The organism is Parahoeflea alexandrii, assembly GCF_027214025.1.
GTDB lineage: Bacteria > Pseudomonadota > Alphaproteobacteria > Rhizobiales > Rhizobiaceae > Hoeflea > Hoeflea alexandrii_A.
Genome location: NZ_JAPWHB010000003.1, coordinates 72175 through 96154, shown reverse-complemented (window position 1 = coordinate 96154; position 23980 = coordinate 72175). Strand labels below are relative to the sequence as shown.

Here is a 23980-nt window from a genome sequence, read left to right as displayed (position 1 = left end):
CCGGTCCCGGTGCGAAAATCGTCCGGAAGCGCGGTGCTGATGACCTTGTTGATTTAGACACCGATTAACCGGCTCGGGCAACTGCCGTATCGGTTTTCAGTCAAGCTGTCCCAAGAGAAATGCCCTTGTCGGCTCGTCGACGAACGCCGCCTCGATCGATGTGCGGGTAAACCCGGTCAGTTGCGCGGCATCGTAACCCCAGGCATCCGCCGCCATCTGGTATTCGCGGCCGATCGAACTTCCGAAATGCGGCGGGTCGTCCGAACTCAGCGTCACCTTCACGCCGGCCCGCCTGAGCCGGTCGAACGGGTGGCTGGAGATGTCCGGATACACGTTCAGCGCCAGGTTGGAGCCGGGGCAGACCTCCAGCACCACGCCGGCATCCGCGATCCGCCTGACAAGGGCATCGTCCTCCGAGGCCCTGACGCCATGACCGATCCGTGACGGACGGACATGGTCGAGCGCGTCGCGGACGCTGTCCGGCCCGGCCAGTTCCCCGGCATGGATGGTGATGCCGAGCCCTGCATCGCGGGCGATGTCGAAGGCCCGGGCAAAATCGGCAACCTTGCCGAACCGCTCCTCTCCGGCCATGCCGAAGCCGGTGATCAGCGGGTGCGGCCTGCTGCTGGCCAGCCGCGCCGCCGCTTCCACCTTGTCCGCGCCGAGGTGTCTTACGCCGACGATGATCATCCGGCACTCGATACCCGTCGAGGCTTTCGCAGCCGCGATGCCGTCTGCCAGCCCGTCGAAATAGGCTGCAGGGGACAATCCCGACGCCAGGGCGTGATCGGGGGAAACGAAGATTTCCGCATAGATGGCGCCTTCCGCGGCGATTCCCTCGAGATAGGTTCGCGCCAGCAATGCGAAGTCTTCCTCGGTCCGGAACAGAGATGCGGCGCCGTCATAGGCTACCAGAAACGAGGTGAAATCGGACCAGACGTACCGGTCGCCGGAGATAAAGCCGGACACGTCGGCATTGTATTTCCTGGCCTGTATCTTGACCAGCGCCGGGGACGCCGCGCCCTCGATATGGCAATGCAGTTCGGCCTTCTTGATTCCGGCGGTCACAGGAAGCTCCTTCCATTGCCGGTTCCCGGCAGGCCCAGGTGCTGCGCCAGCGTCGCGCCGATATCGGCATAGCTTGTGCGCACGCCGATGTTGCGCGGGGCAATGCCGGGGCCAAATCCCAGCACCGGCACGCGTTCGCGGGTATGATCCGTGCCGCGCCAGGTCGGATCGCAACCATGATCGGCGGTCATGATCACCAGGTCGCCGCGCTTCAGAAGCTTGGCAAAACGCGGCAGCATCGAATCCAGCGCCTCGAGCGCCGCGGCGTAGCCCGCCACGTCGCGGCGATGCCCGTACAGCATGTCGAAATCGACGAAGTTGGTGAACACGATATCGCCGTCGCCAGCATCCTGCGTGGCCTTCAGCGTGGCCTCGAAAAGCGCCGGGTTGCCGCTCGCCTTGCGCACGTCGGTCACGCCTTGATGGGCGAAGATATCGCCGATCTTGCCTACCGCGAACACCCTGTGGCCGCTTTCGCTGACCTGGTCCAGCAATGTCGGCCCCGGCGGCGGCACGGAAAAATCACGTCGGTTGCCGGTGCGGTCGAAGCCGGTCTTGGCCGAGCCCACGAAAGGCCGCGCGATCACCCGGCCGATGTTCAGCGGATCGATCAGCTTGCGCACGATCTGGCAAAGATCGATCAGCCTTTGCAGGCCGAAGCTCTCTTCGTGCGCGGCGATCTGGAACACGGAATCGGACGATGTGTAGCAGATCGGCTTGCCGGTTTTCATGTGCTCCTCGCCCAGCCGGGCGATGATCTCGGTCCCGGAAGCATGGCAGTTGCCCAGGATGCCGGGCAGTCCCGCCTCCGAGACGATGGCCGCAACCAGTTCGTCGCTGAACGCAGGCCCGTCATCGGGGAAATACCCCCAGTCGAACATCACCGGTTGGCCGGCAATCTCCCAGTGTCCCGACGGCGTGTCCTTGCCGTGCGAGACCTCACTGGCGGCGCCATGGATTCCGCGTGGCTTGGAGGCAAGTGTCCAGCCCGCCGGCAGGTTCCCCGTTGCGCTCACGGCCGCTTCCGCCAGGCCGAGCGACTGCATGTGCGGCAATGACAACGGACCCTTGCGCAATCCCGGCCGGTCTGCGAGGCCGGCCGCACATTGCTCTGCAATGTGGCCAAGCGTGTTGGACCCGAGGTCACCATAGGCTTCCGCGTCGGGAGCCCCACCGATGCCAAAGGAATCAAGAACAAACAGGAATGCACGTGCCATGAATATTGTCTCCGAGTGACAGGCAATCTAACCGGTTTGAAGCGCTATCGGAAGACGTGCATGTCGCGCTCAAATGGATTCATTTGAGCGCTAACGTACATGCATTACTTCAAGGGTTTACAGCGACCCTTGCGCATCCGATTGGATGCGCGGCGCTGTCGGGATTGCCCTCGCCCGGTAACCTTGTTTTCACCATAACCGTGCATTTCGGCAAGGCCATGGTATAGATCGGCCATGAACATGATCAAGCGCAGTGTCAGTTTCGCAGGATGTCTTCGGGCGCTCGGCTGGGCCGTCATCTGGCTGGTCATGGCGTCGGCCGGCATGGCGCGGGCGGACTACCGCGATTCGGTTTCTGTCCTGCGCATAGGTCTTGTCGAAAACCATGTCGCGGCCGCCGATCCGGTGAAGCTGGAGGCGATCCGGCTGGCGTTCGCCAATGCCCTGGCGATACCGGTCGAGATCATCAAGCTGGGCAATTATGCGGCGCTGATCGACGCCCATGCCAGCGGTCGTGTCGGCTATGCCATCCATTCGGCCCGCTCCTTCGCCGCAACCGAAGCCGCTTGCGGCTGTGTCCGCGCCTTTCGAAGCCCTGTTGCCGCTGACGGCTCCACCGGCTTCCGCTCGGTGCTGGTGGTGCGCGACAGCGTCAACCTTCCCGTTGCGCAGCTGAGTGTGGGTTTTTCCGACGAGGCGTCGGTCTCCGGCTGGCAGATCCCGCAGCAGGCGATCAAGACCGGCAGCCTGGAGCAGCCGAAGCTGGTCCGCGGCGGCAGCATCGCTTCCGTCATCGAACTCTATCAGACCGGAAAGGTCGACGGTTTCTTTGCCTGGGTTCCGGACATACCGGGAGAAGCGGGCTCGGATGTCGAACGGTTGTTTGGTGGCTGGAACCAGCCGGTGATAAAGGCGGCCGAACCGGTGCGGATTATCTGGTCGTCCCAGCGCATTCCTTTCGGTCCGCACGCCGCACACCGGTCCATGCCCGATGACCTTGTGAAAGCCCTGGGTGTCTTCCTTGATGAGATGTCTCTGAAAGCCCCGGGATTGCTTGATATCTTCGAGCCTGCCTATGGCGGCGGCTACGTCGTCCCCGATCCGGAGGACTACCGCAATGTCCGCGGGTTGGTCGAGGCTCTGAGCGACAGTCAGTCCGCGGAAAACCGGATGTGACAGGAGCCAGCCTGCCCTCTGCTGCCTGACTGCGCGCCCGGCAGCGGGCCCCAGCGCTGCACCTGAAAAAATGCCGCTACAGCGCCGCGCATCCAATCAGATGCGCAAAGGCGGCTGTAAACTATTGAATGAATGCATGTGCGTTATCGCTCAAATGAATCCAATGAGCGCGACATGCATTGGGAAAAAGTCAGCAGGTTTTGCAGGTCACGCTGTCGCCGATGCGCTGGCGAAGGTGATAGGTTTTCTTCATGTTGAGGGTCCGGATGTCGATATCCTGGATATCCGGCATGATCAGCAGCAGCTTGTGATCGAACTCGACTTCGGAGCGAACCAGGAACGTGTTCGGAATGGCCAGATCCTTGGGAAGCGTTTGTGTCGATCCGACGGTGTAGGGCTTTGTATTGTCCTGCTGCCACGACCATTCTACCTTGCCGACGCCCGTGGCATCGATAGCGATACCCGTGATCTTGACCCTCATGCCGTCCGTGCGATAGGGCGTCATCACGCTTTGCGCCACGTTCACCATGGAAGCCAGGAAGGCCTTGTCGACGTCGTCGTCCTGGGTCACGAGGTCGGCGATGGTGCTTGCGGCGCGCGCCAGTTTCTTGTTGACCGACATGGCGACCGATATTTCCAGAGACCCCATGTAGAGAACGATCAGGACCGGAGCGATCAACGCGAATTCGACGGCGCCGACGCCCGAGCGGTCGCCGCGAAGTCTCCGGACCGTCCGGTTCAGATTTACCAGGATACCCTTCATGGCCTTGTTTCCTTGTGGTTTCCGCTCGTCGAGATGCTCATGATGTCACTCATGGAAAATTCTCGTTGCGAAAAGCGGCAGTCGCCACCATGAGGTAGTCGCGCGGCATCTCGCCATCCTTGCGGATATTGGTGATGAAGGGCCTGACGAGGTCGGTCATCACTTCCCAACGATAATAGGCGCGAACAATGTTGATGCTTTTCGGTCCGCCAGGTTTGTAATCGAAGCTGGAGGGATCAAGATCGGAGAACTGATCGCTGCTCACCTTGGGGATGTAGTTCGGAATGGCCGCGAAGCTCGCAAACTCCCGGACATCAAGGTAAAGCTTCTGATCGTCCGGATTTTCCTTGGCCGCACACTGGATCATCAGGCTGATTTCGGCGCAGAATTTCGTGCGGAACTCTTCCTCGCTCAGGTTCTTGATCTGGCCGGTACGGACCTGCCGCGCCATCGTGTCGACCGCGTTTTCCAGCAGCTGCTCGCCGGCAAAGGCAACAAAGGCTTCGATGGTTGCGAAGATCAGGAGGAAAAACGGAAAAGCCAGCAATGCGAATTCGATGGCGGCGGTTCCGTCGTTTGACTTGCGGAAACGGGCCAAAAGGCGCCGCGCTCGCCGCGACGGCCTTCGCGTGGTGCTTGTTTGATCGTCGACATTCATCGTCGGACTCCCGGACATTCGTTTCCTGGGGCCGACGCTAAATTAAACTGGTTGAATATTGGTAACGCGAGCTTTGGGAAGCTGCCTGGATGGTAAACGAATCCCTAACCGCCGGTTTGTCCGGCCCGGGATCAGGGGACCGTCAGGGGTTTGCTGCCACCGTTGGCACGTGTTCTTCGCACGCCGGTGTACAGGAATAGACCGACCGGGACGTCTGCTTGAACACGCGCAGCGTGTTGGCTTCGTCCACCGATACGAGAATGCGTTCATCGACGATCGCATCACCGGTCTGGTCGAGGATGACCAGATTTGTGGTGCCGTAGGATTTGCCGGTCAGGACGATGGTCTGCGGATCTGAGACAGCCACATCCGCGACGTTGGCATTTCCGATGATGACCTTGCTGACAGCGCGGTCAAGCTTGAGAATGCGGGCATGATCCATGAACACGCGGATGTAATCCTCCGAGGCGCTCGCCGGGAGTGAGGTCATCACTGCCAGGGCCGCGCCGCACACGATGGTTGCAAGCCGGCGATGCGCAGGGGTGGAGTGGGTCATGCCGTTTCCTCGGAATTGCGGATATCTCCCCTAAAATCGCCGGGATTGGTGAACGAAGGCTTAAAGCCGGCGGATCGGGGCAAATTCTTTGCTGCTGTCGCGGTCCGCGGGCTCGGGTGAGCCTCGACCGACCGGCTCCGTCTGCGCGGGTGACTTTACTATATACGCAGGTTCGCAAGTGCAGGTCGCCGTCGGCATCGGACCCTTATGCTGGCTGCCGTGCCGTGGCCGCAGCACCGCGGTGACAGTCCGGTGGCCGGGATGGCAGGCGCAGCCTTAGCACGTTGTTTACCATGCGTGCCGCTTTGGTCGTGAAAGCTTTTGCTAACCTTGTTCGTTAAGCGGTTTGAAAACCCCCTCTCCTATGATCGTCACATCCGACCAACCGAAGCAGCTGGCGGAGTGCTGAAAACACTAGTGGATGAAGGAACAAACCCATGAAGAATCTTTTCGATCGTTTCGTCAAAGACGAATCCGGCGCCACTGCAATCGAATATGGCCTCATCGCCGCCCTGATTTCGGTCGCACTTATCACCGGCGCCACCACGCTCGGCAACACGCTCAACTCGCAGTTCCAGAGCCTGTCGACCAAGATGAACACTGCAAACGGCATTCACAAGTAAGCGCAAGATTCTGCGCTACGTGAAAGCTAAAAAGCCGCCTTTCGGGGCGGCTTTTTGTTTGGTGTTGCAGTTTTTTAAGGTCTGCCGGTTACTGTCCTGTCCAACCCGGGAGTGAATTGATGGTCGAGGCCTCTATATTTGTGATCCTGCCGCTCTGCCTGGCAATGGCGGCGTTTACGGACATTCTGACCATGAAGATCCCCAACCGGGTGTCCGTCGTCTTGGCCCTGTCGTTCTTTGCGGTTGCCCCGTTAAGTGGAATGGACCTGGCCACGTTCGGCTGGTCTGTTGCCGCAGCCCTGGCGGTGTTTTCCGGGTGCTTCGCTCTGTTTGCCCTCAACGTGATGGGGGGCGGGGACGCCAAGATCCTCAGTGCCGCGGCTCTATGGTATGGTTTCAATATGGACCTTGTGGCGTTCCTGACGCTGACCGGAGTCTTCGGCGGGTTCCTCGCCTTGGTCATTCTCTTTATCCGCGCCAACCAGGATATCTTGCTGGTCACTCCCATTCCGATCCCGATGCATATCTTCAAGCAGAGGGCCGGCATTCCCTATGGTGTCGCCATCGGCGCGGCGGCCTTCATGACGTTTCCCGATTCCCAGATCTTCGTGCAGGCGCTCGACCGTCTCAGCTAACCGGTGGCTGCGGCCACGGACGCGTCTGCCGACGAGCAAATCTGCCGAATGAATCCTGTCCAAAACCGAAAGACGCCGTGTGGTCACATCACACGGCGTCTTTCGGTTTTGGATCTGCGGGACTGAAGAGCCCTCGAAGTCCCGCGCTGGATGGGACTGGGGCCGTGCCGCAGCCTCGGCAATTTTGCGTTAACCCTGTTTGGTACCGGGTCATTAACCATAATTACACGATTGCAAATGCATTCTGCGGCCAGCGTACCCAATATCCGTTTGAGGAAACAGTATGAAAACCGCCCGCGTTGTCATCATGTCAGTGGCTGTCCTGGCCGCAGGAATGGCCGGGTATCTGGCCATGAACCTGACGTCACCGACAGTTCAGGTGACCGAAGTATCTTCTGATCCGGTCATCCAGAAGATGCCGACCATCGATGTGCTGGTGACAACGGCCAACCTTCCCGTGGGCGCGCGGCTGGGCGAAGATTCGCTCGAATGGAAGGGCTGGCCCGAGGACGGCGTGATCGAGGGATTGATCCGCCGCGACAACCGTCCGGACGCGATCACCGAGCTTACGGGCGTGGTTGTTCGATTGCCGCTGTTTGCCGGCGAGCCGCTGCGCAACGAGAAAATCGTTGATTCCTCGTCCCGCATCATGTCGTCGCTGCTTCCGGCCGGCAAACGCGCCATCGCGACGGAAATTTCGGTCGCCACCAGCGCCGGCGGCTTCATCCTCCCCAATGACCGGGTTGATGTGATCATGGTGCGTCGCAAGACCGGGGAAGAAGGCTTCCTCACCGAAGTCATTCTTTCCAACATCCGGATCCTGGCCATCGATCAGCGCATTGAAGAGGACGCCGATGGCGTTCGCACCGCGGTCGGAACCACCGCAACTCTGGAATTGTCGCCGGAGCAGGCAAAAATCATCACCGTCGCGCAGCAGATGGCCGACCGGCTCACCCTTGCTTTGCGCAGCGTTGCCGACGTTCAGGAATCTGACACCGACGGCGCGAAATATCTACTGAGCGGCGAAGACGGCAGTGCGGCCATCCAGCTGATCCGCTCCGGCACCATAACCAAAGTTGGCGCCACCAACTGAAGCGGAGAATGAACGTGCGTCATATTGCAAAATCGCTCCTGTCATCCATTGCCGGCATCGCTCTGGTGGGTACGACAATGATCGTCGGAATCAGCCTGGATCCGTCCAGCGGCCGGATCGTGTCTGCTGCCGAAGCTGCAGAAAGCGTCATCAAGATCAAGAAGACCGGCCCTGGCGTCAGCCGGCGGGTCAAGCTTGGCCTGAACAAGGCCATTGTGATCGATCTGCCCACCGACGCTCACGACATACTGGTCGCCGACCCGAGCCTGGCCGATGCGGTGACACGTACCTCCCGCAGGCTTTACCTGTTCGGCAAGACCGTCGGTCAAACCAATATCTTCATCTTCGGCCCGAACGGCGAGGAACTTGTCGCGGTCGAGCTGGAAATTGAACGCGATGTGTCGGGTCTTCAGGCTCACCTTGCCCGGTTTCTTCCCGATTCGGACATCAGCGTTGAAATCATCTCCGACAACATCGTGCTGACCGGTTCGGTGCGGACGCCGCAGGACGCGGCGCAGGCAGCCAATCTTGCGAATATTTTCCTGACCGGTGGTGAGGCCACCACGCGCAATATCACGGAAAGCAGCGGTAGCAGCGGCGAAGGTGCGGTGGCCATTTACGCTGAAAACCGCCAGAAATCCAAGATCGTCAACCTGCTCAAGATCGATGGCGAAGACCAGGTGACGCTCAAGGTCACGATTGCCGAGGTCAGCCGGCAGGTGCTCAAGCAGCTCGGGTTCAATTCCTCGATCACCGGCGGCTCCGGCACCTTCGCCAATTCCAACCCGGCCAATCTGGGCACATTGTCGACCGGCTTGAACTTTGCACAGATCGCCAGCGGGTCACTGAACGGCCGCTCGATTTCGAGCTATGTCAACGCCATGGAGCAGGCCGGTGTCATGCGCACGCTGGCCGAGCCGAGCCTGACCGCCATTTCCGGCGAAAGCGCCAAGTTCTATGTCGGCGGCGAGTTCCAAATTCGCGACCAGTATGATCCTGGCGATGCAACCACCCCCGCCACCTATACCGATCGTGAAGTGGAATACGGCATTCGGCTGAACTTCACACCGGTCGTCCTGTCGCCCGGCCGTATTTCGCTGAAGGTTCAGACCGAAGTCTCTGAGCCAACATTCGAGGGTTCCGCATCGCTCCAGGGCACAACGAGAAACCCGGGAATGACAAGGCTTTCTATCAAGCGCCGCGAGGCGGAGACTGCGGTCGAACTGCCCTCAGGCGGATCGATCGTGCTGGCCGGACTGGTCAAGGATGACATTCGCCAGGCGATGTCGGGCTATCCCGGCCTGTCCAAGCTTCCGGTTTTCGGCACGCTTTTCCGTAGCCGCGATTTTGTCCGCAACGAGACGGAACTGGTCATCATCGCCACGCCCTACATCGTCAAGCCTGTCGCCCGCAACGAGATCGCCCGTCCGGACGACAACTTCAATGCGGTCAATGATGGCGCGGGCTTCTTCCTCGGCCGCGTCAACCGGGTCTATGGCCGGATGGAAACCGAACTGCCGCCGGGTCGTTACCATGGCGTTGTCGGCTTCATTTACAAATGATCAGGAACCTCAACATGTCGAGCAAGATCTCCGTTCCCGTCAATCCTGATCTTCGGTCGCTCAGGGCCGTCGCTGCCCCGTTGCTGGTTGCCGCATCGCTGCTCTCCGGCTGCGCCGGGTGGCCCGGCCACAGCGTCACCGTGGGCGCGGTGCCGGATGATTACCGCACCAATCATCCCATCATCGTCGCCGAGAAGGAGCGCACGGTGGATCTTCCGGTTGCCTCGGGAGATCGCCGCCTGTCGATTTCCATGCGGGAAACCGTTCGCGGCGCCGCCCAGAGTTACAATTCGAGTGCATCGGGCGCCATTCGCATCATGGTTCCGGTCGGTTCCGTCAATGCCGGCGCGGCCTCGGTGCTGTCGACCCAGGTGGCCGATGTCCTGCGCAAGGAAGGTGTTCCGGGCGACCGCATTCTCTCGTCGCCCTACCATGTCTCCTCACCCGAGGATGCCGCTCCGATCCGCATCGCCTTCATGGCGGTCACCGCTTCCACCGGAGAATGCGGGCGCTGGCCCGAGGACATGCTCGCCAACACGACGGAAAACAAGCACTATGCCAATTTCGGTTGCGCCAGCCAGAACAATCTGGCCGCCCAGATCGCAAATCCGGGCGATCTCATCGCTCCGCGCGGCATGACCCCGATCGACGCCGAACGGCGGTCGACGGTGATCGAGGCCTATCGGAAGAACGGCGCGATAGCAGGCAACTGATGAGCAACCGAAACGTGCTCTTTGAAGCAGGACAACGTTGATGACCAATCTTGACTACGAGCTGCAGCAGGAACCCCCGGTAGATGAGCTCGACACGGCCGCCGCGCGCGGCGATTTCGAGCGGATTCGCCCGTTGCCGCGGATTTCGGTGCATGCATTCGTTGAAACCGAAGGTCTGGCCAAGACCATGGAGCGGTGCTCTCAGGATCGGCGCATGGCCAAGGTCAATCTCCGCATCAATTCCGGTGGCGTCTCAGCCGCCGCCAACATGTTTGCCGGGTCACCGACGCCTAATCTCCTGATCCTTGAAACGCGCGCCGACGGCCCCGCTTTGCTCGAAGATCTCGGCGAGCTGGCTGCGGTTTGCGACCCGGACACGCGGGTGGTGATCGTGGGTCATGTCAATGATGTGTCGCTGTACCGCGAACTGGTGCGCAACGGCGTCTCCGAGTACATCGTTGCCCCGGTGTCGATGGCAGACGTGATCGGCGTCATCTCGACGATTTTCGTCGACCCGGATGCCGCTCCGCTCGGCCGGTCCATCGCTTTCGTCGGCGCCAAGGGCGGCGTTGGCTCGTCCACGCTTGCTCACAACTGCGCCTGGAGCATCTCGAGCCTGTTCTCAAGCGAGGTCATTCTGGCCGATCTCGATCTTGCATTCGGGACCGCCAACCTCAATTTCGATACCGATCCGACACAGGGCATCGCCGAAGCCGTGTATTCGCCTGATCGCCTTGACGAGGTGTTTCTCGACCGGTTGCTGTCGAAATGCTCGGAGCATCTGTCCATGCTTGCGGCGCCGTCTATGCTCGACCGGACCTATGATTTTTCGGGTGATGCCTTTCTGCCGATCCTCGACATCATTCAGCGCAACGCGCCGGTCTCGGTGCTCGATGTCCCGCATGTCTGGAATGACTGGACGAAAAAGGTCCTCTGCGCCGCCGACGAGATCGTCATCACCGCGACGCCCGATCTCGCCAATCTGCGCAACACCAAAAACCTCTTCGACACGCTGCGCAAGCTGCGGCCGAATGATCATGCTCCGCTCTTGGTGCTCAATCAGGTCGGAATGGCCAAGCGGCCGGAAATTGCGCCTGAAGCATTCTGCGACCCGTTGGAAATCGATCCGTTGGCAATCATTCCTTTCGACGCGCCCCTGTTCGGCGAAGCGGCCAATTCCGGTTTGATGATTGCTGAATCCTCGGCCAAGTCGCCAATCGCGGAATCGCTGTCGCAGATCGCCCATGTCGTGACCGGTAGGGCGGAAGTCAAGAAGCGCAAGAAGGCCGGCTTGTCGTCCCTGATGGGCCTTCTGGGCCGTAAGTAACTTGTAAGTCTGGAGTGGAACGCGAACATGTTCGGCAAACGCAGCAATGATGGATCAGGCAAGCTGCCGCAAGCTCCGGCTCCGCGGCCGGTGGTCCATGCCGAAGCGCCCGCGCCTGAAGCAGCTGCCCCTGCGCAGTATTCGGTGCCGGAGGCGCCTGCGGCGCCAATCCCGGCGCCTCAACCCGTGCAACAGCCCGCACCGCGCCGCGAAGAACCGCCGGCCAAGCGCAAATCCGCGCGCAATGAAGCCTATTACGACACCAAGAGCCAGGTCTTTTCTGCGCTGATCGATACCATCGACCTGTCGCAGCTCGCCAAGCTCGATGCCGAAAGCGCGCGCGAGGAAATTCGCGATATCGTCAACGATATCATCACCATCAAGAATTTCGCCCTGTCCATCGCCGAGCAGGAAGAACTTCTCGACGACATCTGCAACGATGTTCTCGGCTATGGTCCGCTGGAGCCGCTGCTGGCGCGCGACGACATCGCCGACATCATGGTCAATGGCGCGGGCATGACCTACATCGAAGTCGCCGGCAAGGTGATTGAAACCGACGTGCGTTTCCGCGACAACAGTCAGCTCTTGTCGATTTGCCAGCGCATCGTCAGCCAGGTCGGCCGCCGCGTCGATGAATCGAGCCCGATCTGCGATGCCCGCCTTCCTGACGGTTCGCGTGTCAACGTTATCGCTCCGCCCTTGGCGATCGACGGCACGGCGCTCACCATTCGTAAGTTCAAGAAGGACAAGCTGACCCTCGATCAGCTGGTCAAGTTTGGCGCCATCACCCCCGAGGGCGCGGCGGTGCTGCAGATCATCGGCCGGGTGCGCTGCAACGTGGTGATTTCGGGCGGTACCGGTTCCGGCAAGACCACCCTTCTCAACTGCCTGACGGCCTACATTGATACCGACGAGCGGATCATCACCTGCGAAGACTCGGCCGAACTTCAGCTGCAGCAGCCGCATGTCGTGCGGCTTGAAACCCGCCCGCCCAACATCGAGGGCGAGGGCGAGATCACCATGCGTGATCTGGTCAAGAACTGCCTGCGCATGCGCCCTGAACGCATCATCGTCGGCGAAGTCCGTGGCCCGGAGGTGTTCGACCTCCTCCAGGCCATGAACACCGGTCACGATGGTTCGATGGGAACGATCCACGCCAACAGCCCGCGCGAGTGCCTGAGCCGTATGGAATCGATGATTGCCATGGGGGGGTTCACCCTCCCGGCCAAGACCGTGCGCGAGATCATCGCCGGATCGGTTGATGTGGTGATCCAGGCCACCCGCCTGCGTGATGGTTCGCGCCGCATTACCCACATCACCGAAGTCATCGGCATGGAGGGCGATGTGATCATCACCCAGGACCTGCTGAAGTACGAGATGCTGGGTGAGGACGCCAACGGCAAGATCATCGGCGAGCATCGCTCCACCGGCATCGGCCGGCCGAACTTCTGGGATCGCGCCCGCTATTACGGCGAGGACAAGCGTCTCGCCGCTTCGCTTGACGCCATGGAAAAAATGACCTCGTAAGGAGACGCTCGCGTGTTTGGTCTGGATACAGTGGTAGTCGCCATCATCGGCCTGGCCGCGCTTTCGGCGGGGGCGCTGGGCTATGGCGTGCTTTATTCGCGTATCGAGGTGGAACGCAAGGCGGAAACACGGGTCAAGCGGGTCAAGGCCGCCGAGACCGATCGCTCCAAGGCAACCGCTGCGCGTGACCGGCTGAACGAAGCCAACAAGCGGCGCAAGTCCGTTCAGGATTCGCTGAAGACGCTGGAAGAGAAGAACAAGGAAAACGACCGCCGCAAGTCACCGGCGCTGAAGGACCGGATCGCTCAGGCCGGCCTGACCATTTCTGTGCAGAAATTCTACGTCCTGTCGGCCATTTTCGGATTTGCCATGGGCTTTCTGGTCTTCGTTTTTCAGGGAAGCCTTTATGCCGGTCTTGGCGCGATGGTCATTTTCGGCGCCGGCGTGCCGCGCTGGGCCATCGGCTTTCTGCGCAGCCGGCGGATGAAGGCGTTTCTTGCCGAGTTCCCGAATTCGCTTGACGTCATGGTGCGCTCGATCAAGTCCGGCCTGCCGCTCAACGACGCCATCAGGATGATTTCTGCGGAAGGCCAGGAGCCCGTGCGCACCGAGTTCAAGCGCATCGTCGAGGCCCAGCAGATGGGAATGAACATTCCGGAGGCCTGTGCCCGGCTTTATGCCCGGATCCCGTTGTCGGAGGCGAACTTTTTCGCCATCGTCATCGCCATCCAGGCCCAGGCCGGTGGCAACCTGTCCGAGGCACTGGGCAATCTTTCCCGCGTGTTGCGCGACCGCAAGAAAATGAAGGGCAAGATCAACGCGATGTCGATGGAGGCAAAGGCCTCGGCTGCGATCATCGGCGCCCTGCCGTTCATCGTCACCCTGCTCGTCTACCTCACGTCGCCCGAATACATCATGATCCTGTTCACCGACAGCCGCGGCCATTTCATTCTCGGAGTCTCCGCAGTCTGGATGTCTATCGGCATTCTGGTGATGCGCAACATGATCAATTTCGACATCTAGGGGCCGAAAACCATGCTATCCGATCTCGTTTCGTCCCTCACCGACCCGGCCTATCTGTTTCCGATCCTGATATCGATTGCGGTTTTCGCGACGCTTTTTACTGTCCTGGCCCCCTATTTCGAGCGCGGCGATCTCGATGCCCGGATGAAATCGGCGGCACTTGAACGCGATGAGATCCGGGCCAGGGAACGCGCCCGCCTTAATGCCGAGCAGTCGCGCGGCGGATCGAAGGGCACCGGCCTTCGCTCCCGGGACAATGCGTCCGTGCGCGGTATCGTCGAACAGCTCAATCTCAAGGACGCGCTCGCCGACGGTGCCACCCTGGCCAAGTTGCGCGCAGCCGGTTACCGCACCCAGAATGCGCTCAACATGTTCCTGCTGGCGCGTTTCGTGCTGCCTTTCATCTTTCTCGTCGCCTCGATCGTCTATGTCTTCGTGCTCGAAAACCTGGCCGACAAGCCGTTTACGGTCCGGGTTCTGGCCTGCATCGTCGGCGCCTATGTCGGCTTTTACACGCCGAACATGTTTGTCTCCAACCAGGCGGGCAAGCGCCAGGCCTCCATCAAGCTTGCCTGGCCGGATGCGCTTGACCTGATGCTGATCTGCGTGGAATCGGGCGTCTCCATCGAGGCCGCGATGAAGCGCGTGGCCGAGGAAATTGCTGTCCAGTCGACCGCCCTGGCCGAGGAGTTCGTACTGACGACGGCGGAACTGTCCTATCTTCAGGACCGGCGAATGGCGTTCGAGAACCTGGGCAACCGCACCGGGCTGGACCAGGTGAAAGCCGTCACCCAGGCCCTGATCCAGTCCGAACGCTACGGTACCCCCATCGCCCAGGCCTTGCGCGTTCTCGCCCAGGAAAGCCGCGACCAGCGCATGACCGAAGCCGAAAAGAAGGCCGCGGCATTGCCCCCGAAGCTGACCGTGCCGATGATCCTGTTCTTCCTGCCGGTGCTGATCGGCGTGATTCTCGGGCCTGCCGCCATCCAGGTCATGGACAACTTCTCCGGCGGCGTGCCGCAGTAAAAAGAGGCTTTGCAAAACGCATCCCTGATGCCTCGCAACGGAGCCAGACGGCCGCGGCACGTGGTAACGCCCGCACTTGTGCGGGGCAGACGGCGACCGGGTCGATCTTGATTGTAGTTGTTGATGCTTTCCCGGGGTCGCGACGCGGTCTGCGGGTCGGGCCTGCCCAAGGGCATACATCCCCCGTCGCGATGCCTGGACTTCAGGCCGCCGGGAAACCTGCCTTGTCCCCAGGTCTGAAGCCTGAGCCATGGCCTTCGGCTTTTGGCATTTCGCCGGATGAATGGTTCTGCTGGAAGCGCGGACGGAGGCCGGGATATCGTTCTTGCTGCTGACGCGGGACGGACCGCTCCCCGGACGGGATCAGTTGGTATTCTTGCTATCCGAATCCTTGAGCTTGTTCCAGGCATTCTGCTGGGACAGCATAGCGCGCAGGTAGCTCACGTTGGCGCTCGCCTGTTCGGCGGAGAGCTCGGCGCTGGCGATTTTTTCCGCCTCCTGGAAGCGGCCCTGGAGACCGACCACCAGTGCAAGATTCTGGCGAACCCGGCTGTCGGCGCCCGGCTGGCGGGCGGCGGAGGCCATGTAACTCTCCGCGGTTCTCAGATCGCCCTGCAGAACGTAGGACATGCCCAGGTTCGACAGGATCGACGGCTCATTCGGCTGGATGTCGAGTGCCTTGCGATACCGAGCCCGTGCCGTTGCAGGGTCGCCCAACTGGTCGTGGATGGCGCCTTCCGCCGACAAGAGCTGCCAGTCCGGCCGGTCGGGCGTCTGGGCGCGCTGGATGGCGTCGAGCGCCTTGTCGAACTGGCCCGCACCGGCAAGCGCCTTGCCGTAGGCGGCCAGCACGTTGCGGTCCGTCGGATTGTGGATGGCGACCTGCTGCATCACCGCAAGCGCCTGTTCGGAGCGGCCGCCCATGGTCAGCACCGAGGCATACCTCATGCCGACAGCCGGATCCTTGGGATTCTTGTCATAGGCCCGGCCGATGCTCTCGGCTGCGGAATGCAGTTCCGTTGCATTCATGCTCTCGAGCGGCTTGTTCATCGATGGAATGGAACCGGTGGTCAATTTGCGGTCGGATGCACATCCCGCGAGCGCGATGCTAAGCGCGGCGATGCAGACTGCGCCGAGGAGCCGGCGGGGGAGGATGGAGCGTGCATGGGTCGCTGACATTGGTCTGATCCCGGAAAATTGATCGTCGGGGCGGTCCTGAAAGGTGAGCGCCACAGTCTCCGCACCAGCAATAATCTGTTAACCCTAATCAAGAGTTAACGACTGATTCTCCGCCCGCCGGATGCGGAGAACAAGAGGAGAAATCATGGCCCCCTACAGCCACATTGACCGACCGTCCCCGTTTGCGCCGATGTCCGGAGAGACATTGCCGGTCTGGGCGATTTCCCGCGCCGATATCGAGCGCGGCCATTTCGACAAGACGGCGCTTGCCTGGGCCAGGGCCGCCGGTTTCCAGGCAGCCGAAGGGGCGGTGCTTCTCGCGCCGAACCGTCACGGCAAGCTGGCCGGTGCGCTTTTCGGCCTCGGTGAGCATGGCGAGTGCCACCCCTTCATCGGCGGCAAGCTGGCCCGTGTCCTGCCCAGGGGCGACTGGCACATCGAGACGTCGCCGATCTCCGGCGCGGTCATGGCAATGGCATTCGGCATGGGAGCCTACCGGTTCGAAACCTACCGCAAACCTGTCACTGAAAGCCCCAGACTGGTCATCCCGGCAGATGCGGACGCCGATGCCATCCAGCGGACCGTGGCCGCCGTTGGCCTGGCGCGCGATCTGGTCAACACGCCCGCCAACGACATGGGACCCGATGCGCTGGAAGCGGCCTTCCGCGGCCTTGCCGCCCACTACAGGGCCGAAGTCAGCGTTGTTGCCGGCGATGATCTGCTTGCCAAGGGGTTTCCGATGATCCATGCGGTCGGCCGTGCCGCCGATCAGGCACCGCGCCTCTTGGAGATGCGCTGGGGCAAGCCCGGTGCGCTGAAGCTGACGCTGGTGGGCAAGGGCGTCTGCTTTGACACCGGCGGTCTCGACATCAAGCCGGCGTCCTCGATGCTCAACATGAAGAAGGACATGGGTGGGGCCGCCAATGTGATGGCGCTGGCGATGATGATCATGGATGCCGGACTGCCGGTCGATCTGCGCGTGCTGGTGCCGGCGGTCGAGAACGCGATCTCCGCTTCCGCCTTCCGGCCCGGCGATGTGCTTGCCAGCCGCAAGGGCCTGACGGTGCAGATCGACAACACCGATGCCGAGGGCCGTCTGGTGCTCGCCGATGCACTGGCCTATGCCTGCGAGGAAAAGCCCGACCTGCTCATCAACATGGCCACGCTGACCGGCGCGGCTCGCGTGGCGCTTGGCCCGGACCTGCCGCCTTTCTACACCGACGACGAGACGCTTGCCGCCGACATCGCAACCGCATCGGCAAATGTCGTCGATCCGCTCTGGCGGATGCCGCTCTACAAGCCGTACGAGGCCGATGTCAAAGCCAGGATTGCCGATCTGACCAATGCGCCGTCGGGCGGCTTTGCCGGCTCGATCACCGCAGCCTTGTTTCTCAAGCGCTTCGTCACGCCCGAAACCAGGTGGGCGCATTTCGATATCTTCGCCTGGTCGCCAAAGGACAAGCCGCACGCACCGATGGGCGGCGAGGCGCAAGGAATCCGGGCCCTGTTCGACGTGATCAGCAAACGGCATCCCGCCTGACGCCGATCCCGCCTGATGTAGGGGCGGTTGGCTTGCGCGTTTCTCAAGTTTCGGTCAGTATAATTCGGTTCCGAAATGATGCAGGCGCGCACCATGCCACTTGATCTCCGGCCATCCGATGCCCTCGGGCTGTGGCACGCCGCCACGCTTGAACATGTCCGTGTCATCGGGCCGGATCTGACCATCAGGCAGCTGGCGATCCTGCTGCACATCTACCTGGCGCCGCCGCCGCACACGGTGCGGGGGCTTGCCGCGATGCTCGGCGTCACCAAACCGGTGATCACCCGGGCGCTCGACACCATGGGGCATATGGGGCTGGTGCGCCGGGTGCGCGATGAACGCGACCGGCGCAACGTCATCATCAAGCGGACGGTGGAGGGCGCGCTGTTTGTCGAGAAACTCGGCGACATCATCATCGCTGAAGGCCGCAAGCTGTCCCTGTCGGAAGGATCTGGCGCATGAATGATCAACTGGACCGCCGGTTATATGCCTACAGGCCGGATCTTGCCGACATCCGTCTCAGGGACAGGGTGTCTGCCGAGCGTTACACCGACGGCATGCCCGCTGAAGTGATCGTGCCCGTTGCCGATATTCGTCCCAGGCCGGACGCCGCATGCAGCATCGACACCCAGGCGCTCTTCGGCGAGGCGCTGATCGTGTTCGACAGCTCCGGCGGCTGGGCCTGGGTGCAACTGGCGGCGGATGGTTATGTCGGCTATGTGCGCGAGCAAGACATCGGCCAGGACTCGGGTGAGATCACTCATGTCGTCTCGGTGCCGCGCAGTTTCGTCTATCCCGGTGCAGATCTCCGTTTTCCCCATCTCAAAGCCCTGTCAATGGGCAGCCGGCTCAGGATCACCGGAGCGGCGGAAACGAGGGGGACGGCCTATGCGCTGCTGGAGGATGGATCCGCCATCATCGCCGCGCATCTGAGGCCGGCCGCAGACATTGCGGCGGAAGACGCCGTCTCCGTCGCCGCCCGGTTCCTGGCCACGCCCTATCTCTGGGGCGGCCGGTCCGGTTTCGGCATTGACTGCTCGGGCCTGGTGCAGATGGCGCTGGCCATGACCGGAAAATCCGCTCCGCGCGATTCCGATCAGCAGGCGGCCGGTCTGGGCCGGATCATCGACCCCGAAACCGACGGCTTGCAGAGAGGCGACCTGGTGTTCTGGAAAGGTCATGTCGGCTTCATCGAGGATTCTGAGACGCTTCTCCACGCCTCGGGCGGAACCATGGATGTCACGCGCGAACCGCTGCGCGATGCAATCGACCGGATCGCCAGGCTGTACGGCTTGCCGACCTGTTACCGAAGGCCGTAAGCCGGCTTAGTACCCTGCCCTGCGGTCGACGAGATTGATCAGCGCTTCGCCGCGCTCGAAGGCATCCATCTGCGCGACCATAGGTGCGATCAGCGAGGACGGCATCGATGCCGCCGCCGCATGCGGCGTGATCGTCACCTTCGGGTGGCTCCAGAACAGGCTTTCGGGATCGAGCGGCTCCTGCTGGAACACATCGAGCGTCACCGCCGAAAGCAATCCCTCATCAAGGGCCGCGAGGATGTCGGCCTCGTTCTGCAACCCGCCGCGCCCGGCATTGATCAGCACCGGCGCGCCCAGCGGCCCGCGTTTGGTCATCCGCGCAAACAGGCCGCGGTTGAGGATCTCCTGGGTATCAGGCGTCAGCGGCAGCAGCACCACGAAGATGTCGGCGGAAGCGAGGAACGCGCCAAGCCCGTCCTCGCCTGCATGGCAGGTGATCCCTTCAACCTGTTTCATGGTCCTTGACCATCCGGTAACGGCAAAGCCCATGACCTGAAGCTTGGCTGCCGCATCGCGGCCAAGCTCTCCCAGGCCCATGATGCCGACGGTGATGTCGCTTGCGGCCTTCTGGTCACGGTCCTCGTACCAGATCCGGCTTGCCTGCTGCGCCCGGTAGCGCGGGCCGAGCCGGTGATGATCGAGCACCTGCCAGACTACGTATTCGCTCATCCGCGTGGTCAGGTTCGGCGACACCACGCGCACGATCGGCACGTCCGGCAGATCGGGATCCTTGAAGACATGGTCCACGCCGGCACCGAGCGAAAAGATCACCTTGAGGTTCGGCAGTTTCGCCAAAAGCCCCGGGCGCTGCTTCCAGACGATCGCATAGTCAATGCTGGGATCGGCCTCACCGTCCGGTTCAAGCGTCACCGTCCGCCCGGGCGCGGCCTTGGCGAGCTCATCTATCCACACTTCCGGCGCCCAGCCGGTGAGCGCGAGCAGGATCCGCCCGTTTTCGATAGTGTCAGTCATGGTTCCGCCTGTCTATTCGCTGACCGCGCCGCCCGCAGCGGCTTCGAGATTGAAAGCCGCGGCCATCAGCGCCTTCGTATAATCGGTGGTCGGGTGATCGAAGATCTGGTCGGCAGTGCCCTGTTCGACCACCTTGCCCGCGCGCATGACGATCACGTCATTGGCGAGCGCCCGCACCACCTTGAGGTCGTGGCTGATGAACAGGTAGGCGAGATCATGCCGGCGCTGCAGATCCCTGAGCAGGTCGACCACCTGGGCCTGGACGCTCATGTCGAGCGCCGAGGTCGGCTCGTCCAGCATGACGAAACGTGGCTTGAGCACCATGGCGCGGGCGATCGCGATGCGCTGGCGCTGGCCGCCGGAGAATTCATGCGGGTACCGCCAGCGGGTCGAGGCATCGAGCCCCACTTCCTCAAGCGCTGCCGCAACACGCCGGTCGCGCTCCTGGGCGGAAAGATCCCGGGCGTGGATGGCGAGGCCCTCGCCGACGATATCGGCGATCGACATGCGCGGACTGAGAGAGCCGAACGGATCCTGAAACACCACCTGCATGGAGCTCCGGAGCGACCGCATCTGCTTGAACGACCGCTCATGCAGCGGCAGCTTGTTGAAATAGATCTCGCCCTCGCTGCGGATCAACCGCATCAGCGCCAGCCCGAGCGTCGTTTTGCCCGACCCCGATTCGCCCACGACGCCCAGCGTCTGGCCAGACTTGAGCGACAGAGACAGCCCGTCGACGGCCTTGATATGGTCCACCGTCCGCCGGAGAAATCCCTGCTTGACCGGAAACCAGACCTTTATGTCCCGGGCGCGGATCACTTCGGCAGCGGCATGGTTGCGCCTGGGCGGCTCGCCCTTGGGTTCGGCGGCGAGAAGGTGTTTGGTGTAGGCATGCCGCGGATTGGCGAAGATTTCCGCGGTCGGACCGGTCTCGACGATCTTGCCTTCGGTCATCACGCAGACGCGGTCGGCGAATTTGCGCACGATGCCGAGGTCATGGGTGATGAACAGCATTGCCATGCCGTGCTCGGTCTTCAGGTCACGGAGCAATTCGAGGATCTGCGCCTGCACGGTCACGTCGAGCGCCGTCGTCGGCTCGTCGGCAATCAGCAGTTCCGGACGGTTGGCCAGCGCCATGGCGATCATCACCCGCTGCCGCTGCCCGCCCGAGAGCTGATGCGGATAGGACGCCAGCCGCTTGCGGGGCTCGCGAATGCCCACCTGCTCAAGCAGCTCCAGCACCTGCCGTTGCGCCTCGTCCGGCCGGATCTGCTGGTGCAGATGCAGGATCTCCGAGATCTGCTTTTCCACCGTCTGCAGCGGGTTGAGCGAGGTCATCGGCTCCTGGAAGATCATGGTGATGTCGTTGCCGCGCACCTCCCGGATCTCGGGTTCGGGTGCCGAGAGCAGATCCCGGCCCTTGAACAGGACCTTGCCCGAGGGGTGGCTCGCTGCCGGGTAGGGCAGCAGCCTGAGCACTGACAGCGCCGAAACCGATTTGCCGGAGCCGGATTCGCCCACCAGCGCCACCGTCTCGCCCCGCCTGATGTCAAACGAGATGTGGTCGACCGCCGTCTGGCTGTTGCCGCCCTGGTGGAAGGCCACCGAGAGGTCCTGCACCGACAGTAGCGGCTCTGCCCCGTTGTCCGCCTTCGGATCGTTTATGCGCCCGCTCATCGGCCTTGCACTACTCATCGAAAAGTCTTTCGCGGATCGAAGGCGTCACGCGTCGCCTCGCCGATGAAGATCAGCAGCGACAGCATGATCGAGATGGTGAAGAACGCCGTCAGCCCCAGCCACGGCGCCTGCAGGTTGCGCTTGCCCTGGGCGATCAGCTCTCCCAGCGAGGCCGAGCCCGGCGGCAGCCCGAACCCGAGAAAGTCAAGCGAGGTCAGCGTCGTGATCGAGCCCGACAGGATGAACGGCAGGAATGTCAGCGTCGCCACCATGGCGTTGGGCAGCAGGTGCCGGAACATGATGGTGCCGTTGCCGACGCCCAGCGCCCGGGCGGCGTTGACATATTCGAAATTGCGGGCCCGCAGGAACTCGGCCCGGACGATGCCGACGAACGACACCCAGGAAAAAAGCAGCATGATCCCGAGCAGGATCCAGAACCCCGGCGGCAGCACCGCGGCGATGATCAGGAGGATGTAGAGCACCGGCATCGACGACCAGATCTCGATGAAGCGCTGCATCAGCAGGTCCGTCCAGCCGCCGAAATAGCCCTGCACCGCGCCTGCCGCGATGCCGATCAATGCGGAGAAGATGGTCAGCGTCAGGCCGAACAGCACCGAAATCCTGAAGCCGTAGATCATCCGCGCGGTGACGTCGCGCGCCTGGTCGTCGGTGCCGAGCCAGTTCATGTTGCCAAGCGTGCAGCCCGGGTCCTCGTCCTTGAGCGGGTAGGCCGAGCAAGCTTCCCCTTCCTCCAGTAGCCAGAAGGGCGCGGTCGGCGCCGAATGCGGAATGTAGGAATTGGCGGTGGTGTAGGAATAGCGGATCGGCGGCCAGATCATCCAGCCATTCGCCTCGATCTCGTCCTGGATGAACGGATCGCGATAGTCGGTGCGCGCCAGGAAGCCGCCGAACTTCTCCTCCGGATAGTCGATCAGCACCGGGTAGAGGATCTCGCCCTTGTAGGAAGCCAGGATCGGCCGGTCATTGGCGATGAACTCCGCCAGCAGACTGGCGATGAACAGGATCAGGAAGATCCACAGCGACCAGTAGCCGCGGCGGTTGGCCTTGAAATTGGCCCAGCGCCGCTTGTTGGTCGGCGACAGCCAGCCCTTCGGCCGGCCCTGGGCGTCATAGGCCTGGGGATTGCTGGAAGCCGGCGCGTTCATCCGACATCCCTTTTCTCGAAATCGATGCGCGGGTCGACCCAGGTGTAGACCAGGTCGGAAATCAGCCCCACCACAAGCCCCATCAGCGAGAAGATGAACAGCGTCGCGAACACCACCGGGTAATCCCGCTTGATCACCGATTCGAAACCGAGACGTCCCAGACCATCAAGCGAGAAGATCGTCTCGATCAGCAGCGAACCCGAAAAGAAGGCCGAGATGAACGCACCGGGAAAGCCGGCAATGATGATCAGCATCGCATTGCGGAAGACGTGCCGGTAGAGAACCTGGCTTTCGCTCAGTCCCTTGGCGCGTGCGGTGGTGACATATTGCTTGCGGATCTCGTCGATGAACGAGTTCTTGGTCAGCAGCGTCGTGGTGGCGAACGCCGCCAGCGACAGCGCGATCAGCGGCAGTGCAAGATGCCAGAAATAGTCGACGATCTTGCCGAACAGGCTCAGTTCGGCGAAATTGTCCGATGTCAGCCCGCGCAACGGAAACCAGTCAAAAAACGATCCGCCGGCAAACATCACGATCAGCAGGATGCCGACCAGGAAGCCAGGCACCGCGTAGGCGATGATGATCAGGCCGGAGGTCCAGACATCGAAGCGCGAGCCGTCGGAGACCGCTTTCTTGATCCCCAGCGGGATCGAGATGATGTAGGACAGCAGCAGGATCCAGACGCCAAGCGAGATCGAGACCGGCATTTTCTCGATGATCAGGTCGATCACATCGATGCTGCGGAAATAGCTTTCGCCGAAATCGAAGCGGATATAGTTCCACATCATCAGTCCGAACCGCTCGAGCGGCGGCTTGTCGAACCCGAACTGGGCTTCCAGCTTGGCGATGAATTCCGGATCGAGGCCCTGTGCGCCGCGGTATTGCGACGAGACGGAATCGCCGAAATCCTGCTGGGCGCTGCCGATCGTGTCGCCGCCGCCGGCAATCCGGTCGATGGCGGAATCGCCCTCGCCGGTCAGCTGCGCAATCACCTGCTCCACCGGCCCGCCCGGCGCGAACTGGATCACCGCGAAAGAGATCGCCATGATGCCGACGATGGTCGGAATCATCAGCAACAGGCGCCTGAGAATATAGGCGCCCATCAGGCGGTCTTCCCGTTCGGCTCAGCGCAGTCGATGCGTCTGGTTGCTGCAGGTCTGGTC

At 61.9% G+C, this 23980-nt stretch carries 23 protein-coding genes; 13 read left to right on the top strand and 10 right to left on the bottom strand.

Annotation, left to right across the window (positions count from 1 at the left end; all coding sequences use genetic code 11):
• Nucleotides 1–96: 96 nt before the first annotated feature.
• Together O4H62_RS10895 and O4H62_RS10890 are read right to left on the bottom strand one after the other, a co-directional pair.
• Nucleotides 97–1068, bottom strand: a complete 972-nt coding sequence (locus tag O4H62_RS10895) for an adenosine deaminase (RefSeq protein ID WP_269387734.1) — start codon at nucleotides 1066–1068, stop codon at nucleotides 97–99.
• The gene (locus tag O4H62_RS10890) at nucleotides 1065–2285 is read right to left on the bottom strand and encodes a phosphopentomutase (protein WP_269387733.1); all 1221 of its coding nucleotides are present in this window, start codon (nucleotides 2283–2285) and stop codon (nucleotides 1065–1067) included. The genes O4H62_RS10895 and O4H62_RS10890 overlap by 4 nt, the downstream gene beginning before the upstream one ends.
• Before the next feature lie 234 nt (nucleotides 2286–2519).
• Here O4H62_RS10890 and O4H62_RS10885 point away from each other — a divergent pair, with 234 nt between their 5' ends.
• Nucleotides 2520–3461, top strand: a complete 942-nt coding sequence (locus O4H62_RS10885) for a phosphate/phosphite/phosphonate ABC transporter substrate-binding protein (protein WP_269387732.1) — start codon at nucleotides 2520–2522, stop codon at nucleotides 3459–3461.
• Between the two features lie 190 nt (nucleotides 3462–3651).
• Here O4H62_RS10885 and O4H62_RS10880 read toward each other — a convergent pair whose 3' ends face one another.
• The 3 genes from O4H62_RS10880 to O4H62_RS10870 form a co-directional block, all read right to left on the bottom strand.
• Entirely contained in the window at nucleotides 3652–4224 is a 573-nt protein-coding gene (locus O4H62_RS10880; RefSeq protein ID WP_269387730.1) for a TadE/TadG family type IV pilus assembly protein, read from the bottom strand.
• 49 nt (nucleotides 4225–4273) lie between these two features.
• Nucleotides 4274–4882, bottom strand: coding sequence for a TadE/TadG family type IV pilus assembly protein (locus O4H62_RS10875; protein WP_269387728.1), 609 nt, complete (start codon nucleotides 4880–4882; stop codon nucleotides 4274–4276).
• A gap of 142 nt (nucleotides 4883–5024) precedes the next feature.
• On the bottom strand, nucleotides 5025–5438 hold the full coding sequence (locus tag O4H62_RS10870) for a pilus assembly protein N-terminal domain-containing protein (protein ID WP_269387725.1): 414 nt from the start codon (nucleotides 5436–5438) through the stop codon (nucleotides 5025–5027).
• Between the two features lie 437 nt (nucleotides 5439–5875).
• On the opposite strand from O4H62_RS10870, the gene O4H62_RS10865 reads away from it, so the two are divergent.
• From O4H62_RS10865 to O4H62_RS10825, 9 genes are all read left to right on the top strand, one after another.
• Nucleotides 5876–6061 carry a Flp family type IVb pilin gene (locus O4H62_RS10865; protein ID WP_269387724.1) on the top strand — a complete coding sequence of 62 codons (186 nt, stop codon included), beginning with the start codon at nucleotides 5876–5878 and terminating at the stop codon, nucleotides 6059–6061.
• Nucleotides 6062–6180: 119 nt separating this feature from the next.
• Complete coding sequence (locus O4H62_RS10860; RefSeq protein ID WP_269387722.1) at nucleotides 6181–6696, top strand: A24 family peptidase; 516 nt, start codon at nucleotides 6181–6183, stop codon at nucleotides 6694–6696.
• A 283-nt stretch (nucleotides 6697–6979) separates the two neighbouring features.
• Nucleotides 6980–7789 (top strand): Flp pilus assembly protein CpaB, encoded by an 810-nt coding sequence (gene cpaB, locus O4H62_RS10855; protein WP_269387721.1) that lies wholly within the window; start codon nucleotides 6980–6982, stop codon nucleotides 7787–7789.
• An 8-nt stretch (nucleotides 7790–7797) separates the two neighbouring features.
• Entirely contained in the window at nucleotides 7798–9351 is a 1554-nt protein-coding gene (locus tag O4H62_RS10850) for a type II and III secretion system protein family protein (RefSeq protein ID WP_430538415.1), read from the top strand.
• A 14-nt stretch (nucleotides 9352–9365) separates the two neighbouring features.
• Entirely contained in the window at nucleotides 9366–10064 is a 699-nt protein-coding gene (locus O4H62_RS10845) for a CpaD family pilus assembly protein (RefSeq protein ID WP_269387719.1), read from the top strand.
• A 40-nt stretch (nucleotides 10065–10104) separates the two neighbouring features.
• A complete protein-coding gene (locus O4H62_RS10840) occupies nucleotides 10105–11391 on the top strand; it encodes an AAA family ATPase (protein ID WP_269387717.1) in 1287 nt (428 codons plus the stop codon).
• 27 nt (nucleotides 11392–11418) lie between these two features.
• Nucleotides 11419–12918, top strand: coding sequence for a CpaF family protein (locus O4H62_RS10835; RefSeq protein WP_269387716.1), 1500 nt, complete (start codon nucleotides 11419–11421; stop codon nucleotides 12916–12918).
• Nucleotides 12919–12930: 12 nt separating this feature from the next.
• Nucleotides 12931–13941, top strand: a complete 1011-nt coding sequence (locus O4H62_RS10830; RefSeq protein WP_269387715.1) for a type II secretion system F family protein — start codon at nucleotides 12931–12933, stop codon at nucleotides 13939–13941.
• A 12-nt stretch (nucleotides 13942–13953) separates the two neighbouring features.
• Nucleotides 13954–14967, top strand: a complete 1014-nt coding sequence (locus O4H62_RS10825; RefSeq protein WP_269387713.1) for a type II secretion system F family protein — start codon at nucleotides 13954–13956, stop codon at nucleotides 14965–14967.
• Between the two features lie 363 nt (nucleotides 14968–15330).
• On the opposite strand, the gene O4H62_RS10820 is transcribed toward O4H62_RS10825, so the two are convergent.
• Nucleotides 15331–16146 carry a tetratricopeptide repeat protein gene (locus O4H62_RS10820; protein ID WP_269387711.1) on the bottom strand — a complete coding sequence of 272 codons (816 nt, stop codon included), beginning with the start codon at nucleotides 16144–16146 and terminating at the stop codon, nucleotides 15331–15333.
• A gap of 145 nt (nucleotides 16147–16291) precedes the next feature.
• On the opposite strand from O4H62_RS10820, the gene O4H62_RS10815 reads away from it, so the two are divergent.
• The 3 genes from O4H62_RS10815 (at nucleotide 16292) to O4H62_RS10805 (ending at nucleotide 19005) form a co-directional block, all read left to right on the top strand.
• Complete coding sequence (locus tag O4H62_RS10815) at nucleotides 16292–17686, top strand: leucyl aminopeptidase family protein (protein ID WP_269387710.1); 1395 nt, start codon at nucleotides 16292–16294, stop codon at nucleotides 17684–17686.
• 93 nt (nucleotides 17687–17779) lie between these two features.
• Nucleotides 17780–18148 carry a MarR family winged helix-turn-helix transcriptional regulator gene (locus tag O4H62_RS10810; RefSeq protein ID WP_269387709.1) on the top strand — a complete coding sequence of 123 codons (369 nt, stop codon included), beginning with the start codon at nucleotides 17780–17782 and terminating at the stop codon, nucleotides 18146–18148.
• A complete protein-coding gene (locus O4H62_RS10805; protein ID WP_269387707.1) occupies nucleotides 18145–19005 on the top strand; it encodes an NlpC/P60 family protein in 861 nt (286 codons plus the stop codon). Before O4H62_RS10810 ends, O4H62_RS10805 begins: the two co-directional genes overlap by 4 nt.
• Before the next feature lie 6 nt (nucleotides 19006–19011).
• On the opposite strand, the gene O4H62_RS10800 is transcribed toward O4H62_RS10805, so the two are convergent.
• The 4 genes from O4H62_RS10800 to O4H62_RS10785 are packed head-to-tail and all read right to left on the bottom strand — an operon-like array spanning nucleotide 19012 to nucleotide 23920.
• On the bottom strand, nucleotides 19012–19977 hold the full coding sequence (locus tag O4H62_RS10800; protein WP_269387706.1) for a 2-hydroxyacid dehydrogenase: 966 nt from the start codon (nucleotides 19975–19977) through the stop codon (nucleotides 19012–19014).
• Nucleotides 19978–19989: 12 nt separating this feature from the next.
• Nucleotides 19990–21672, bottom strand: a complete 1683-nt coding sequence (locus O4H62_RS10795; protein ID WP_430538414.1) for an ABC transporter ATP-binding protein — start codon at nucleotides 21670–21672, stop codon at nucleotides 19990–19992.
• Entirely contained in the window at nucleotides 21669–22820 is a 1152-nt protein-coding gene (locus tag O4H62_RS10790; protein WP_269387705.1) for an ABC transporter permease, read from the bottom strand. Before O4H62_RS10790 ends, O4H62_RS10795 begins: the two co-directional genes overlap by 4 nt.
• Nucleotides 22817–23920 carry a microcin C ABC transporter permease YejB gene (locus O4H62_RS10785; RefSeq protein WP_269387704.1) on the bottom strand — a complete coding sequence of 368 codons (1104 nt, stop codon included), beginning with the start codon at nucleotides 23918–23920 and terminating at the stop codon, nucleotides 22817–22819. The genes O4H62_RS10790 and O4H62_RS10785 overlap by 4 nt, the downstream gene beginning before the upstream one ends.
• Nucleotides 23921–23980: the final 60 nt, after the last annotated feature.